General features: G+C 43.6%; 15 protein-coding genes and 2 pseudogenes. 4 read left to right on the plus strand and 13 right to left on the minus strand.

Annotated features, from left to right (window positions below; genetic code table 11):
- A partial coding sequence (locus tag FTT85_RS16550; protein WP_180005585.1) for a zinc ribbon domain-containing protein occupies positions 1–122 on the plus strand: 122 nt, incomplete at its 5' end.
- 18 nt (positions 123–140) lie between these two features.
- Here FTT85_RS16550 and FTT85_RS16555 read toward each other — a convergent pair.
- The 5 genes and pseudogenes from FTT85_RS16555 to ribF all read right to left on the minus strand — a co-directional run.
- Positions 141–350, minus strand: a pseudogene (locus tag FTT85_RS16555) (NADPH-dependent FMN reductase); the annotation flags it as partial.
- A gap of 145 nt (positions 351–495) precedes the next feature.
- Positions 496–978 (minus strand): peptidylprolyl isomerase, encoded by a 483-nt coding sequence (locus FTT85_RS16560; protein ID WP_111886016.1) that lies wholly within the window; start codon positions 976–978, stop codon positions 496–498.
- Positions 971–1510 (minus strand): signal peptidase II, encoded by a 540-nt coding sequence (lspA, locus tag FTT85_RS16565; RefSeq protein ID WP_078190655.1) that lies wholly within the window; start codon positions 1508–1510, stop codon positions 971–973. The genes FTT85_RS16560 and lspA overlap by 8 nt, the downstream gene beginning before the upstream one ends.
- On the minus strand, positions 1503–4349 hold the full coding sequence (gene ileS, locus FTT85_RS16570; protein WP_111886017.1) for an isoleucine--tRNA ligase: 2847 nt from the start codon (positions 4347–4349) through the stop codon (positions 1503–1505). The genes lspA and ileS overlap by 8 nt, the downstream gene beginning before the upstream one ends.
- Before the next feature lie 63 nt (positions 4350–4412).
- On the minus strand, positions 4413–5414 hold the full coding sequence (ribF, locus tag FTT85_RS16575) for a riboflavin biosynthesis protein RibF (protein WP_168379800.1): 1002 nt from the start codon (positions 5412–5414) through the stop codon (positions 4413–4415).
- 208 nt (positions 5415–5622) lie between these two features.
- Here ribF and FTT85_RS16580 point away from each other — a divergent pair.
- From FTT85_RS16580 to FTT85_RS16590, 3 genes and pseudogenes are all read left to right on the plus strand, one after another.
- A pseudogene (locus tag FTT85_RS16580) lies at positions 5623–6763 on the plus strand (TDT family transporter).
- 256 nt (positions 6764–7019) lie between these two features.
- Positions 7020–8096 (plus strand): aromatic ring-hydroxylating dioxygenase subunit alpha, encoded by a 1077-nt coding sequence (locus tag FTT85_RS16585; RefSeq protein WP_180184004.1) that lies wholly within the window; start codon positions 7020–7022, stop codon positions 8094–8096.
- A gap of 116 nt (positions 8097–8212) precedes the next feature.
- Complete coding sequence (locus tag FTT85_RS16590) at positions 8213–8779, plus strand: 5'-nucleosidase (protein WP_111886021.1); 567 nt, start codon at positions 8213–8215, stop codon at positions 8777–8779.
- A 69-nt stretch (positions 8780–8848) separates the two neighbouring features.
- On the opposite strand, the gene FTT85_RS16595 is transcribed toward FTT85_RS16590, so the two are convergent.
- From FTT85_RS16595 to FTT85_RS16630, 8 genes are all read right to left on the minus strand, one after another.
- Entirely contained in the window at positions 8849–9469 is a 621-nt protein-coding gene (locus FTT85_RS16595; RefSeq protein WP_078190649.1) for a TetR/AcrR family transcriptional regulator, read from the minus strand.
- Positions 9470–9816: 347 nt separating this feature from the next.
- Positions 9817–10623 (minus strand): ABC transporter ATP-binding protein, encoded by an 807-nt coding sequence (locus FTT85_RS16600; RefSeq protein ID WP_180184005.1) that lies wholly within the window; start codon positions 10621–10623, stop codon positions 9817–9819.
- A 10-nt stretch (positions 10624–10633) separates the two neighbouring features.
- On the minus strand, positions 10634–11449 hold the full coding sequence (ssuC, locus tag FTT85_RS16605; RefSeq protein WP_078190647.1) for an aliphatic sulfonate ABC transporter permease SsuC: 816 nt from the start codon (positions 11447–11449) through the stop codon (positions 10634–10636).
- Positions 11449–12624 carry an FMNH2-dependent alkanesulfonate monooxygenase gene (gene ssuD, locus FTT85_RS16610; protein WP_180127491.1) on the minus strand — a complete coding sequence of 392 codons (1176 nt, stop codon included), beginning with the start codon at positions 12622–12624 and terminating at the stop codon, positions 11449–11451. Before ssuD ends, ssuC begins: the two co-directional genes overlap by 1 nt.
- Before the next feature lie 33 nt (positions 12625–12657).
- Entirely contained in the window at positions 12658–13647 is a 990-nt protein-coding gene (locus FTT85_RS16615) for an aliphatic sulfonate ABC transporter substrate-binding protein (RefSeq protein WP_180054145.1), read from the minus strand.
- A gap of 26 nt (positions 13648–13673) precedes the next feature.
- The gene (locus FTT85_RS16620; protein WP_180024668.1) at positions 13674–14636 is read right to left on the minus strand and encodes a sulfonate ABC transporter substrate-binding protein; all 963 of its coding nucleotides are present in this window, start codon (positions 14634–14636) and stop codon (positions 13674–13676) included.
- Positions 14637–14974: 338 nt separating this feature from the next.
- A complete protein-coding gene (argA, locus tag FTT85_RS16625) occupies positions 14975–16327 on the minus strand; it encodes an amino-acid N-acetyltransferase (RefSeq protein WP_180036112.1) in 1353 nt (450 codons plus the stop codon).
- Positions 16328–16413: 86 nt separating this feature from the next.
- Positions 16414–16551: zinc ribbon domain-containing protein (locus FTT85_RS16630; protein WP_180009613.1), on the minus strand; the 138-nt coding region annotated here is incomplete at its 5' end.

Raw genomic sequence — 16551 nt, forward strand, 5'->3', positions numbered from 1 at the left:
TTGGAATAAGAGAATGGGAGTGCATGAGCTGTGGTACAGCTCATGATCGAGATATAAACTCAGCTCTAAACATTCTTGCGCTTGGGCATAAGCGTCTAGCTGTAGGAATCACCCTCTTTTAAGGGGGGGAGGATGTCAACTGCCCATGCTTGTTGTTTGGGTTGGTCATAAATCCCGGTTAATGGTGGATGTGCGCCTGCAAAAATAGGCAGATCCCATTCTTTTAAATCGACAATTTCAGTTTCTACGGTACTGTAGTCATAGCTTTCGATTTCTGAAAGTAGCCAGTTGGCAATCTTAATTGCCGTGCGGCCTTCGCGGACACTGCCGACAATAATATGAAGTTTAATCTTATTTCCCGTCTTGTTTTAAAGTCTTGCATTAAATTAATATGAATTCGGTCCGTTGCATATACAGAAAATGTATCGAGTCGATTGATAGTTATAAAAATAGTGATAAAAAAAAGCTCCCGAAGGAGCTTTCATTTGCTGAAACTTAGATCAGTTTCACGCCTTGTTGACCGGCAGGGGTCACTTTGAAAATTTCAACTTCAAAGGTGATATTTTTACCGGCTAGAGGGTGGTTGAAATCCACTTCGGTAATGTCTTCACCTACAGTTTTGATCACCCCATACAGACTTTGTTTGGCTTTATCTTCAAACTCAATCATATGGCCTTCAACAGGACGTTGCTCAAATTTGACGGTATCAAATTTTTGTACGTTTTCCGGGTTCCATGGACCAAAAGCATCTTCAGGAGGAAGGCTCACAGTACGGCGGTCACCTGCACGTAAACCGAATAAAGCTTTCTCAAAACCCGGTAATAAGCTGCCATCACCCATGACAAGGCTGACAGGTTCAGCACGGCTACGGGTATTGTCAATTTCTACGCCATTTTCAATAGCAACAGAAAAGTGAAGCTCTACTTTAGAACCTTCTTCAATACGAGTTTCCTCGTTAGGATTGATAAAATCAGTCATTTTGCGCTTCCGCACGTTGAATTCGGTGTTTTTCTAAGAAAAACGTATCGATAAGAAGCAGAATCGTGCCTAAAGTAATGGCACTGTCTGCAATATTAAATGCAGGAAAGTGGCTGTTGTTGTAATACACGTGAATGAAATCCACCACATAGCCTAAAGATACGCGGTCAATTAAGTTACCGATTGCGCCGCCTAAAATCAGGGCAATGGCAATCGGAAGGACTTTCACGTTTTTTGGCATACGCATGAGCCAAAATACAAAAATGACAGACACAAGTCCTGCGAGTGAAGTAAAGAAATAACGTTGCCATCCACCGGCATCGGACAAGAAACTAAAGGCAGCGCCATAGTTATGTAGTAATGTCCAATTTAAAAAGGGCATGACAGGTACAGGATCTGCGTAGTTCAGATGTGTACTTGCAATCCATTTGGTCCATTGATCCAAAATAATGGCAACAATGGATAAGCCCACCCACACTAAATTGTGTGGGTAGAATTGAAAGAAGCCCTTTTTTTCTTGTGGATTAGGCATATTTTCTCTCTTCGCCTTGACCTGTAGGAAGGTTAATAATACAACGAGAACAAAGACCTGGATGTTCGTGATGTGTATTCACATCTGGCAGTACATGCCAGCAGCGTGCACATTTTTCACCGTCAGCAGCAGAGACTTTGACATTTAAACCGTCAAGGTCAGAGGCTTCGCCTTGTGCTGCGTCAAATTCATTAACAATCACTTGAGAGGTGATGAGGACAAAACGCAGTTCTTCACCGAATTTGTCTAAAACAGCTTTCAGTTCAGCATTGGCCCAAAGTTCAACTTTGGCAGACAAGTTTGAACCCACAGTTTTTGCAGTACGTGCAGCTTCAATAAACTTGTTTACTGCAGATTTGACGGTGATCAAGGTTTGCCATTCAGCTTCAGTCACCAGATTCGCTGTAGAGGCTACAGGAATGTCATACCACTCCGCAGTAAATACATATTTCTCAGATTGCTCTGGAATCAACGGCCAAGCTTCTTGTGCGGTAAAGCTCAAGATAGGAGACATCCAACGGACAAAGGCCTGAACCAAGTGATACAACGCCGTTTGTGCAGAATGACGCGCTGCTGAGTCTGCTTTGGTGGTGTACTGACGGTCTTTGATGATGTCGAGGTAGAAACCACCCAAGTCATTAATACAGAAGTTGGTCAATGCGCTAGTCACGATATGGAAGTTCATATCTTCATAAGCTTGTTGAATAGTTTTTTGTACTTCCGCAGCACGTTGCAAGATGTATTGATCCAGTGCGATCAATTGATCGACAGGCAAAGCATCAGTCGATGGTTTGAAGCCATTCAAGTTAGCCAACAAGAAACGCAACGTATTACGGATACGGCGGTAACCATCTGATGCACGGCTGAAGATTTCTTTACCTGCAGTCATTTCATAACGGTAGTCTGCAGACGCAATCCAGAAACGTAGGCCATCTGCACCCATGTCTTTAATGATGTCTTGCGGAGTGATCACGTTACCGATCGACTTCGACATTTTGCGGCCTTTTTCGTCCACAACGAAGCCGTGAGTCAATAAGCCTTTGTACGGTGCGCGGTTATTAATCGCCATAGATGTTAACAATGAAGATTGGAACCAGCCACGATGTTGGTCAGAACCTTCAAGGTACAAGTCAGCAGGGTCTTGCAATTCTTCACGTTCACGAAGTACTGCAAAGTGTGTTGTTCCAGAGTCGAACCATACGTCTAAAGTGTCACGTACAGCATTGTACTGCTCTGCATCTGCACCGATAAACTCAGACGCATCACGGTTATACCAACCGTCAATACCTTCTTGTTCAATCAGCTTCGCGACTTCTTCGATTAGCTCAGGGGTACGCGGGTGAAGTTCGTTGGTATCTTTATGCACGAAGAATGGAATTGGCACGCCCCATGTACGTTGACGTGAGATACACCAATCTGGACGACCTTCAATCATCGATTGGATACGGTTTTTACCCCAATCCGGTACGAAGCTGATGTCATTTTCAATCGCGTTCAATGCACCTTGGCGTAAACCTTTTGCATCCATGCTGATGAACCATTGCGGTGTTGCACGGAAGATAATCGGTGTTTTATGGCGCCAGCAATGTGGGTAGCTATGTTTGATCACCACATGTGCCCAAAGTTTGCCTGCTTCGGTTAAAGCAGCAATGATTTTTGGATTGGCTTTGTAGATGTGTTCGCCTGCAAAAATTGGCGCAGTCGGTAAATATACACCGTTGCCGCCAACTGGATTGTCGACTTTCAGGTTGTACTGTAAGCCAACTTTATAGTCGTCCACACCATGGCCTGGCGCGGTATGCACAGCACCTGTACCACTGCCGTCTGTGACATGCTCACCCAAAATCACTGGCACTTGGCGTTCAGCAATTAACGGATGTTGTAGTACTAGATTTTCAAGTTTTGCACCAGCAAATTCAGCAATCACTTCTACTGCGTTAAAACCATAACGCTGAGTTGCAGATTCAACTAATGATTTTGCAAGGATGAAGTTTTGCGCTGCTTTGTCTTCGCCAGTTGCTTTCACCAATTGGTATTCAAGTTCAGCGTGTAGAGCAACCGCTTGGTTGGCAGGCATGGTCCAAGGCGTAGTTGTCCAGATCACGATATCTGTAGAATCGCTAACTGTAACACCTAGGCGTGCAGATAAATCAGCTAAATCAACAACGCTAAAACCAACGTCAATCGCATCTGATTTTTTGTCTTCGTATTCCACTTCAGCTTCAGCTAAGGCAGAACCACAGTCCAAACACCAGTTCACAGGTTTAAGACCCGGCTCAATATGGCCTGCTTTGGCAATTTCACCGAGCGAACGAACGATGTCGGCTTCTTGTTTGAAGTTCATGGTGAGGTAAGGGTTGTCCCAATCACCAAACACACCCATACGCACGAAGTCTTTTTTCTGTAATTCAACTTGGGTGTAGGCATATTCACGGCAGGCTTTACGGAAAGTTGAGGCATCTACTTTCACGCCGACTTTACCGACTTTTTCTTCAACTTTCAGTTCGATTGGAAGACCGTGACAGTCCCAACCTGGTACATACGGTGCGTCAAAACCGTCCATTACACGGCTTTTGATGATGATGTCTTTCAGGACTTTATTCACCGCATGGCCTAAGTGAATTTGGCCATTTGCGTATGGAGGGCCGTCATGAAGCACATATTTTTTCTTGCCAATACGCGATGCACGAATCTGCTGATAAATGTTGTCGGCATACCACTCTTCTAACCATTTCGCTTCACGTACTGCGAGATTTGCTTTCATCGCAAATTCAGTACCTGGGAGGTTTAGCGTGGCTTTATAATCCACTGCATTTTCAGGAGTTTGCTTATCGCTCATGCAAGTTGTCTTCCAAATTTATCAGCCCGTTGACTGACGCGTTTTACAATAAATAATCGGGGTTTAAAAGGGGAAATGAGGGTGCTGACCTCGAAACTCAAGGAGCTTTTCGACGTCGTCATCAATTCCGGCTTTCAGTGCTTCAAGCGAAGGGTAGTCCTTTTCGCCATGTAAAAAGTTCAAGAACGTCACCCGCATTAACAGGCCATACAGATTAGCAGAAACATCAGGAAAATGTACTTCTAATCGCCATTCAGGATGTTCCTGTTTAATTGCGGGACGCGTACCAACATGCCCTGCACCAAACAGGGCAGAGGGTGCATAACCTGCAACCCCTAATTTGTCAGCATTTTCGTTTTTTACTTTATCTGTTAAAGATTCGGTTTCACAAATGACATCGACTGCATAAATGCCATTTAAACAAGGTTTATGACGGTTTAAACGCACATTAATGGTAGGAAAATTAATGGTGCGACCGATTTGATCGCCATACTGCACACGACCGGTGATGCTATAAGGACGACCTAAAAGTTTTGCGGCATGGGCAAGGTCGCCTGCTTGTAATGTCTGACGAACCAGTGTCGAACTGACACGTTCGCCATCAACTTCGACATTTTGCAGGGCTGTGACTTGGAAGCCGTATTGGCGTAAAAATTCGCTATTGCCTTGGCGGTTTTTGCCAAAGTGATGATCTTCGCCCAAAACTAAACTTTGTGTATTGAGTTTATTTTTTAAAATATCGGCAAATTCTTCGGCGCTGAGATTACGAAAGGCATTGTCAAATTTCGCCACCACAATATAGTCGACGCCTAGTTCAGTTAAATATTCGACTTTTTCACGTAGTGAACTGATTCGAGGCGGTGCATCATAAGCTTTAAAGAATTCAAGCGGTTGTGGCTCAAAAATCATCACAGCTGTTTTTAAGTTTTGTTGCTGTGCTATGTCTTTGAGCTGGCTGACCATCGCTTGATGACCCAAATGTACACCATCAAAATTGCCAATGGTCACGGCAGTTTTGGGGAGTTCTAAGTGGGGCGCTAAAGCATTCAGACGGAGCAGCTTCATGGGCGAATCAATTGTTGAAAATGTTTGAGGGCTATATATTGCCATAATCTTCTGCGTTCGTCTTGTTGTTGTGTTTTTACTCAAGTTTTTTTATGCAGAGATGAATTTACTATCAATAAAATAAATTATAAAAATAAATATTAATCAATTTTTCTTGTTTAATGGTGTGCTTAAACTATAGACATTCCATTTTGATGAGCATCATGCGATGAAAATGCCATTTTATCAACTCCAGCATAAACAAGACTTGATTCGTCATTTCACCCCAAACTGGTTTACGGTGGTGATGGGCACAGGTGTGGTGGCCCTCATTTTACCATCTATAGCGGTGGCGCCGCAGTGGATGTGGTCCTTCGGAGCAGCGCTGTGGCAGATCAGCATCGTGTTGTTCATATTGTTTAGTGGGATGTATCTCAGCCGATGGATATTGTACCCACAAGCAGATTTTCCAGCATCCAGTGATGAGTTTATTTCTTGGGGCGATCCCCATGGCACTGGCACCCCTGATCAATGGCGCATTGAAATTTGGCACCACGCTATACACAGAGTTTTTGGGCATGAGCATCATCACATGGGCTGAATATTTATGGTATGTCGATGTGTTGATGTCAATAGCGATTGCATGGTGTGTTCCATTTCTGATGTTTAGTCGTCAGCAACATGCGCTGCAAGGCATGACCGCAGTATGGTTATTGCCGATAGTGGCTTGCGAGGTGGTTGCCAGTTCAGGCGGTTTATTGTTGGCGCATTTACCTGCACAGGCCCATGCTGTCCATATTTTGCTGGGGAGTTATCTGCTTTGGGGGATCTCAGTATTTCCTGCATTTGCCATCTTAAGCATCTTGTTGCTGCGTCTGGCTTTACATCAATTGCCAAGTAAGGAAATGGCGATCAGCAGTTGGTTGGCCTTAGGACCGATTGGGACAGGGGCTTTAGCGCTGTTACTTTTGGGAGAGTAAGCCCCACGTATTTTGACAGCAGTAAATTTGGTTGATTTAGGACAAGTATTACTTCAAGGCGGTGTGTTCGCAGCCCTTGTTCTGCTCGGATTTGGTATATGGTGGTTTGGAATCGCTATACTCATCACGCTAAAACATTTACGAGATTTACCCTTTAATCTCGGGTGGTGGGCGATGACGTTTCCATTCGGCGTTTTTAGTTTGGCGGTCATCCATTTGGCGGAACAGACGCAATTACACGCTATCCAACAGTGTGGCACTTTTTTTGCGGTTTTGCTCTGTACGCTTTGGTTATTGGTGATGCTGAAAACCATACAAGGGTTTTATCGTGGCAGCTTATTTTTTTCTCCGTGTTTAAAAGCGTATTGTGATGCTCAGCGCGCATCTTAATTGATGTTGGGTGAATGTAAATCCGTTGAAGAAAACTATTGCGCGTTGGCTTTGACGGATTTCAACAAACAAATATAGAGCTTCTGCAAGCGTGTGATGCAGTTACGTTATTTTGCTATCCAAGCAAAACATTCATGTATAAAATTTGCGCGTATTTTCGAGAGATCAACTGGCTTCGAGATATAAACTTGCTTGTACTAGGTGTTAGAGCAAGGCTTATGGATTAAAACAAAAAGATAAAAATAAGGATCGAATTATGTGTAATCAAACCCGTTTTTGGGATGATGCCAAAGGATTATTAGAAGAGTGGTACGTCGCTTGTACCTCTAAAGAACTCAAAAAAGATCAGCCTTTTTCAGCCACCCTGTATGGTAAAAAAATTGTTCTGTTCCGACAAAAAGATGGAACAGCTGCTGCATTGCTCGATCAATGTGTACATCGTGGCGTGCCTTTGTCTCAGGGTAAAATGACTGATGGCTGCGTGACGTGTCCATATCATGGCTGGTCGTATCAGGGTGATGGCCATGTGGCGCATATTCCCAGTGTCAATGGGCAGTTTTTTCCAGAAAAACCGCATCCCTTTAAACAGCGTAGTTTTGATGTGTGTGAGCAAGATGGGGTGGTATGGATTTATCTCGGTGAAAAGCCAAAACAAGAACGCCCAGAAATATTTAAATTACCATTTTATGATCAAGCCGGTTGGGTCAGCTACTACATGGTCGGCAGTTATGATGGCGAGATGGGCGCTGTTGCACAGAATATTATGGATGTGACCCATACTATATTTGTCCATGAAGGCTGGTTTCGTTCAGAGTCCGGAAAAGCCGTAGATGCCACCATAGATGTCGGGCCGCGCAAAGTAGTCGTTGACTATCATGACCATGATGCAGATGTCGGCATGATGCCATGGCTGACCAATCTGCATGGTGCTGAACAAGTCCACCGCGACAGTTTTATCGCACCGAATATTACCTTGGTGGAATACCATTGGGGAGAGCCATCGGGCATGGTGTTTAATAGTCTGATTAGCCCTGTGGGACCGTATGAGTCAAGGGTTTATACCTGTGTTAGTTATAAATTTCCGATTCCAAAATTGTTGTCTAAGGCATTGATGCCGGCTGTGAATGCCTATACTTGGGTGGTCAACAAACAAGACATTAAAATTTTGTCAGCGCGAAGAGCTGGCATCGAGCATATGCCGATGACCCATTCGCATAGTGTACGAGGGGATATGGCACATATTGCCTTAGAGAAGATTTTAGATGCCTTACGTCATGACCAACAATTGGCACCGTCATTTATTGGCAAGCGGCCGATGCAATTTCAAATTTGATAGCATTCAAATCTGCGTGAGGAATTTATTTTCTGAGCAATGTGTTTTTGAAGATGATTTTTTCTGCGCACGTGCAAATGTATGCTATATGAAGGCATCAATTTGAGGAGACCGCTATGCGTCAGCAAATCGCTTTAATTATGGCACTGCCGAGTGAATCTAAAGGCTTGTTTGAAGCCGCAGGCATTGAAGTACATTACAGTGGTATTGGTAAAGTCAATGCCGCATTTAAAGCCTTTGATGTGATTCAAAAAACCGGATGTCATACTTTGCTGAATTTGGGCACTGCGGGAAGTTCACATTTTGATGCACATGCTTTGGTTGAAGTAGCTCAATTTGTACAACGGGATATGGATGTATCGCCTTTGGGTTTTGATGTGGGGGTGACGCCGATGGATACCGATCATCCTGCTGAAATTCAGCCAGAGAGCATGTTTAGCCATTTGCCTAAAGGAATTTGTGGTACAGGCGACAGCTTTGAAACTGGGCTGCCGAAAGTACCGTGTAATCTTGTCGATATGGAAGGCTACGCAATCGCTAAAGTATGTAAAAAATTGGGTGTTCGCTTTGTATCGGTAAAATATATTACTGATGGTGCGAATGACACAGCGCATCTGGATTGGGAAGAAAATTTATTATTCGGCGCAAAGAAATTATTGAAATTATATCAAACAGTCAAATAAGGCATTTAGCTAATTTCGGTCGGCGACCATAGAATGCTATGGTCGTATGCCAATTCGACCCAATTCAATTTACTTTTCTGGGCGTGGAATTACACCGTAAAGCATCATATGAACGGTATGTTGAATAATCCGTTGTTGCATACTGCGATTACGTAAGGTTTTTCCAGTGACCATTTCCATTTGGGTTGCAAAGTCAGCATAGTTTTGCGTGATTGCCCAAATGTTCAGAATTAAAAGTTCTGGATCAATATCTTTTGAAATTTTGCCTTGCTCTTGCCAGTTGCTAATGACTTTGGCTTTGCGTTTCACTAATTTTTTTAGTGGGCCTTTTAAAATTTCAAGAATGTGTGGTGCGCCCTGAATGACTTCAAGTGCGAACAAACGTGAGGCTTTCGGTTGGGTACGAGATACTTCAATTTTCTGCAATAGATAATTGGTGATCGCTTCTTCAGGCTCAAGGTCTGCTTCCAACATTTGTAGCGGAGCAAGCCACTTTTGTAGAACCGTTGTCAGAACTTCAACATAAAGCGCTTCTTTATTTTCATAGTAATAGAAAATATTCGATTTATGCATTTCTGCAATCTGTGCGATCTCATCCAAGCTGGCGCCATTGAAGCCATACAGGGAAAAGACATCCAGTGCTGCATTAAGCAACTGGTGGCGTTTCTGGGTACTCTTTTTTTGTTCCATTAGCTCTTTTAAGAAAATGAAAAGGGAATATTGAATTGTACGGCAAATCAACAGATTTGTGCACAATCATCGTTTTTAATTTTATGAATTTTGGCAGTTTATTCTGTTCAACGGTCAAATAAATACGACGAATGCCATAATATTTCAAATAATCATTTTAGGGTGAAATTTAAATAAATCATTATTTTTAGTCATGGATTTATATGATTTGTCGTAATTTTTGTGATGTATTTGTCAACAGGCGATAAATCTACCCTCAATGCTAAACATGGTTTTGTTGCGATATTGTTCTTGAATAGTACAGGAAGTCACACGGTTTAAGTGATGATTTCCTGCACAAGTACAGCTTAAGTGGCCAAGACCGCTTGTAAGACTTGTTGTTCAAGTTCAGTAAATTCAATGCCTTTTTTTCGTGGGCGGGTCAAATCGACACTAAATTCTTTGGCAATATGGCCTTTATCGAGCAAGATTATACGGTCTGCCAACTGCACGGCTTCACTTACATCATGCGTGACCAAAATCGCGGTAAACCCTTGTTCAGTCCAGAGTTTTTCAATCAAATTCTGCATATCTAAACGTGTTAAGGCATCGAGCGCACCCAGTGGTTCATCTAGCAGCAATATACGTGGTTTATGTGACAAAGCACGTGCCAGTGCAGTACGTTGTCGTTGCCCCCCTGACAGCTGTGTTGGCCAAAGCCCCGCTTTGTCTTTTAAACCGACTTTTTCGAGGAGTGCTGTGGCATTGGCGTGTTGGTCTTTGCTTAAACCAAGTTGTGCATTTTTCTCAATGCTACGCCAAGGCAGGAGGCGAGGGTCTTGGAACATCACACGAATATCATCACTGGTGATGCCTTCACGTATATGACGTGCAGACTTAAATTTAATTTCGCCATAACTCGGTTTTTCTAAGTCGGCGATGAGGCGAAGCAGGGTACTTTTACCACAGCCACTACGACCGACAATCGCCAAGAATTCACCGGGTTGAATATGCAGGTCAAGGTCCTCAAGGACTTTAACATCGCCATAAAATTTGTGTAGTTGTTCAATCAGGATCTCTGCGCCCAACACCGCATGGGGGTTGATATCCTCGACTGAAGAACGCTGAGGTTGGGTTGAGTCGTCTGCATGACGGCTTATGCTTAAATCGGTCATCACATGCTCCTTATTTTTGGTAACCCGAGTGCCAACGGAGTAAATATTTTTCTAAGGCAACAGCCAGTACATCGGCTAATTTACCGAGTAGGGCATACAATAAAATCCCGACCAAGACGATATCGGTTTGTAGAAATTCGCGTGCATTCATGGTCATATAACCGATGCCGGCTTGTGCAGAAATGGTTTCTGCCACAATCAACAAAACCCAAACGAGCCCGAGTGAAAAACGCAGACCAACCAAAATAGACGGCATCGCCCCCGGTAGAATAATTTCTTTATACAGTTGCCAGCCACTCAAACCGTAGCTTTTGCCCATTTCAATCAGTTGAGGGTCTACAGAACGAATACCATGATAGGTATTGATATAAATGGGAAAGAATACGCCAATAGCGACTAAAAAAAGCTTGGCCGATTCATCGATCCCAAACCATAAAATCACCAAGGGAATCAGGGCAAGAGCAGGAATGTTACGGATCATTTGCAGCGTGGTATCAAGTAACGTCGATGCTGTTTTGGATGAACCATTCAGCAGCCCTAAAAAAAGACCTAATCCACCACCAACTAAAAGCCCAACCAAAGCACGACCGGCACTGATTTGAACATGCTTCCACAGTTCACCACTGATCAGTAAGTTCCAAAAGGCCACCACCACCGCACTTGGCGCAGGCAAAATACGACTTTCTAACAGCCCTGTAACAGAGGCAATTTGCCACACGATAATTAATGCAATAGGAAACAACCAAGGCAGCAAACGCTGCCCGAGTTGTGTTCCACGTGAAACCTTCGGTGCTTTGAAGGTTTCAACAGAAACAGTTTTGGACATTAGGCCGGCTCCTGAATCTTTCCAGCTTTTTTATTTTCATCTGGGGTGTAGTTGTTCGCGACAATCTCACCAAATGGGCCGGTTAAGTTAGGTTGAACCAATTTTTGACGTGTTTCCAATGGCAGTAGTGGGAACACCAATTCTGCAAAACGAATAGACTCTTCAAGGTGTGGGTAACCAGAGAAAATAAAAGTGCTAATACCTAGATCGGCATATTCTTGGATACGTGCGGCGACGGTTTCAGGATCACCAACGAGTGCTGTACCTGCACCACCACGAACCAGACCGACACCCGCCCATAAGTTTGGCGATACTTCTAATTTACTGCGGTCGCCATTGTGTAGTTCAGCCATACGGCGTTGCCCTACAGAGTCCATGGTTTTGAACTTAGCTTGCGCGGCGGCAATGGTGGCATCGTCGACATATTGGATCAGTTCTTCAGCTGCTTTCCATGCCTCTTCATTGGTTTCACGCACAATGACGTGTAAACGAATGCCATAATTCAGTTCACGTCCTTTGGCTTTGGCTTTTTCACGCACCACTGCAATTTTTTCTTTCACCGCAGCAGGTGGCTCACCCCAAGTCAAATAGGTGTCAACTTGATCAGTCGCCAGTTCAACAGCTGCCTCTGAAGAACCGCCAAACCATAGTGGTGGATACGGTTTTTGTACCGGCGGATAGAGTAATTTGGCGTCGTCCACACTCAGGCGTTCACCATGGAAGGTATAGCTTTCACCGGTATGTGAACGGGTTAAAATTTCACGCCATATCGTGGTGTATTCCGCGGCAGTTTGGTAACGCGTTGCATGATCTTCATAGACACCATCACCCTTGAGTTCTTGCTCATCACCGCCTGTGACTAAGTTCAGTAAGATACGACCGCCAGATAAACGGTCAAAAGTTGCAGCCATACGTGCAGTCAGTGCAGGCGTTGTCACCCCTGGACGTAGTGCAACTAGAAATTTTAGATTTTTCGTGGCATCAATCAAGCTTGCAGCTGTAAGCCATGGATCTTCACATGAACGACCTGTCGGAATCAGAACGCCTTCATAGCCAAGATTATCCACCGCTACTGCAATTTGCTTCATGTAGGCATGATCGACTTGGCGTGCACCTTTACTTGTTCCTAAGTAGCGACTGTCACCGTGGGTAGGGATAAACCAGAAAATTTTCATGTTCAGTTCCTTGTATTTTTGATGGCTCGGGTATCAATGTGATGAAGGTGTCCAAACTTGCTTTTGGACTTGAATGTTGTTTGGAATCAGTTGGACTTGTTTAAATAAGTCCGCAATATTTTGCTGTGCTTGTATGACCTCGGGTGTCAGTGGGCGCACAGGAGATGGTTTAGATCGGCGAGAAAAGGCTTGCGCAGCAATATTCTTTTGCAGCCCAGTGCTGTTTTGATAAATCTCTAAAGCCACATTTTGGTTCTTCACAATCCACTGATCGGAAGCGTCTAGGGCCTTTAAAAATTTAGCTGGGGCATCAGGGTGCGCTTGAACGACTTTTGGATTTGCCACATAAAATGAATAGGTCTTTGGAAAATCACCAGATTGAATCAGCACTTTAGCCTGAGCATCCAACTCCGCTGCAGATAAAAACGGGTCCCAAATGGCCCATGCATCAATTGATTTTTTATCAAATGCGGCTCGTGCATCTGCTGGTGGAATCCAAATTGGTTGGATGTCGCTCCACGTCAAACCGGCTTTTTCTAAAGTCTTGGCTAATAACTCATGCGCACTCGAGCCTTTTTGTACAGCAACGCGTTTACCACGTAATTCTTGAATGGTTTTGATTGAGCTGTCCGCTGGAATCACGACAGCAAGCGACTGTTCAGGCACCACTTCATAGCCAATATAATTCAGGTCTTTATTGGCAGCTTGGGCAAAAATAGGCGGGGTGTTGCCGACATAGCCATAATCCACCGCACCGACCGCAAGGGCTTCTAACATTTGTGGGCCAGCAGGGAATTCCTTCCATTCAATCTGAGCGCCGGGAAATTGTTGTTCAAAGAGCTTTTGTTCACGGGCAACCAGTAAATTTAAGGCTGATTTTTGGAAACCGATAACCAAGGTTTTTACGGCTGTTTCAGCTGGTTTTTCACCATCCTGCTGTGCTGTTTCTTGTTTTTGGCAGGCACTGAGTCCAAGGGCCAAAGTGGCTAAAGTCAGTATGGAAAATGTTCTTAGAATACGCATGGCATCGCCCTTATGCTGTAGTCGACTTATTTGATAATGGCCGACTCAATATTTAATTTATTTGGAATTAATTTTTCGTTATAAAACGCATCAGCGACTTGCTGCTGCTCTTGCGCCACTTGTGCAGTAATCGGCGTCACTTGATTGCCTAAGCGAGAAATTGATGTTTTAAGTACATCTAGACCTAAGCCGGTTTTGCCTTCGAGTAACTTGGCCGCTTCATCTTGATTTTTTGAGACCCATTGCGTGGTCAAATTCAACTCATTCACCACAGCTTGCAGGACTTTTGGATTTTCCTGAGCAAATTTGCGATCGGCCAAATAGAACTGGTAGTTCTTCACCAAGTTTTCGCCATTGGCAATGGTGCGAGCATTAAGTTGATGCTCAGCGGCAGAAAGGAACGGGTCCCAAATTACCCATGCATCGACTGCACCTTTTTCAAAGGCAGCTCGTGCATCGGCAGGCGGTAAATACACGACATTGATGTCGCTAAATTTAAGCTGATTGGCTTCCAACAACTTGAGCAACAGGTAATGCACGTTTGAGCCTTTGTTTAAGGCCACACGTTTACCTTTTAAGTCCTGAATACTGTGAATAGCCGAATCTTTTTGCACAATTAAAGCTTCAGCTTTTGGAACAGCAGGTTGGTTGGCAATGTAAACCAAATCGGTTTGAGCGGCTTGAGCAAAGATAGGCGGTGCTTCACCGACTTCACCAAATGACACGCTGCCTACATTGAGACCTTCAAGCAGCTGTGGGCCAGCAGGAAATTCCACCCATTTGATATTTACACCTTGGCTTTTTAAGGCTGTTTCTAAAGTTCCGCGTTCTTTTAAAATTGGCAATAAGCCATATTTTTGGAAACCAATATTTAAGGTGACATTTTCTTCAGCCTCTTTTTTGCCACAGCCCGACATCATCATGGCACCCACAACCGCTGTAGACAGTACAAGTGTTTTTGTCCAGAGTTTTGCTTTGTGAGTACGCATGTGTTGCTCCTATAAAGGTCTAAATGTGCAGAACTGTTGATTTATAAACACATAAGCTAAAGAGTTTTCTTTTTCGAAAAAAATAAGAAAACTTAAATTTAAAATCAGGAAAAAAGATAAATAAAAATCAGCAAAACTTATGAGAAATTATGATTTTAGAAAAACATATAATGTGTCGAAGTATTATTTTAAGTTATTGAAATTATTTTATTTATTTGGGTTATTTAAATGGTAGATATGGTTATTCTATGGCTTGCAAAGTGATTTGAGGGGATAGCCAAGGGATTCGGCATAACCTTATGCAAAATAATGCTATTCAGCGCATAAAAAAAGCCACTTTAAAGTGACTTTTTACAAACCAATGAGTTTCTTTGGTAGTTATATAAGGCCTGACGGGCATTCGGTAAGTCATCGACACTGACTTGTTCAAAACCTTGTTCAAGGAACCAATGCGCTGTTCGTGTGGTCAAAATAAACAATTGTTCAATACCTAAATCTCGCGCTTTTTCTTCTAAATAATGCAAAATTTGGCTACCGCGATTCGATTTTCGATAACCCGGATGCACAGCCACACATGCGATTTCAGCAGAGCGTTTTTCATCCCCTGTGGTAGGAATCGGGTACAACGCAGCGCAGGCCAAAATCGTACCGTCACGTTCAATCACTGCAAATTGTCCAATTTCATTTTCCAGACGTTCGCGTGAGCGATAAACCAAGATGCCTTCTTGTTCGAGAGGGCGTAAGAGATTGATTAAGCCACCCACATCTTGAATATCGGCAGTACGCACTTCTTCATAATGCGCATCAGTGATCATGGTGCCAGAACCGTCACGTGTGAACAATTCTTCGATCAATGCGCCATCATAGGCATATGAAATAAGATGAACACGGTGTACGCCTTGTAACGAGGCATCTTTAGCAACGCTTAAATGCAGGGCAATATCGGGATTAGAATCTTGATATTGCAAAATATGCTGATCAAGTTGATGAGGTGTAATTTCGCGTTGTAGCTGCCCATGTTCATTGTGCAAACCGTGTTGTTTGCCCAAGAAAATCAACTTATCTGCTTTTAAGCTGATGGCGGTTTTGGTCGCAACTTCTTCAGCCAATAAATTAAACACTTCACCTGTCGTGGAATAACCTGTTGGCCCAAGCACCACAATATTTTGGCTCTCTAAATGACGTTGAATCGCATCGATATCGACGGAACGAACTTCACCAGACAGTTGAAAATCGATACCGTCACGAATGCCATACGGTTTTGCCGTGACCAAATTGCCTGAGACCACATCAATACGCGCGCCGTACATCGGTGAGTTGGCTAAACCCATAGACAGGAGGGCTTCAATTTGCAGACGAATGGAACCGACGGCATTCATCACCGCAGGTAAGGATTCGCGAGTGGTGATGCGACGGTGATGATGAAATGGTGTCTGGATGCCGCTGCTTTGTAAATTATGATTGATTTGCGGACGGGCACCATGCACCAAAATTAGACGAATACCAAGCGAGTGTAATAAGGCAATATCGTGAATAATGTGTTGAAAATTTTCATGTTGCAGCGCTTCACCATCAAACATGATGACAAAGGTTTTGTTGCGATGCGCATTAATATAGGGTGCAGAATGACGGAACCAATGCACATACTGTAAGGTTGTGCTGGAAGATGGTTCAGTGATATTCGTTTGCATGCCTATGCCTGTTTATTCGCTTTGGTATGGATGATTCTAAACAAAAACATATGACAGCGGAAAGCAAATTTGACATCCTCACCCCCTTAAAAGAGGATGATTCCTACAGCTAGACGCTTATGCCCAAGCGCAAGAATGTTTAGAGCTGAGTTTATATCTCGATCATGAGCTGTACCACAGCTCATGCACTCCCATTCTCTTATTCCAAGATCTGTCTTACCTTT

This window comes from Acinetobacter sp. YH01020 (assembly GCF_013420275.1).
Taxonomy (GTDB): Bacteria; Pseudomonadota; Gammaproteobacteria; order Pseudomonadales; family Moraxellaceae; genus Acinetobacter; species Acinetobacter amyesii.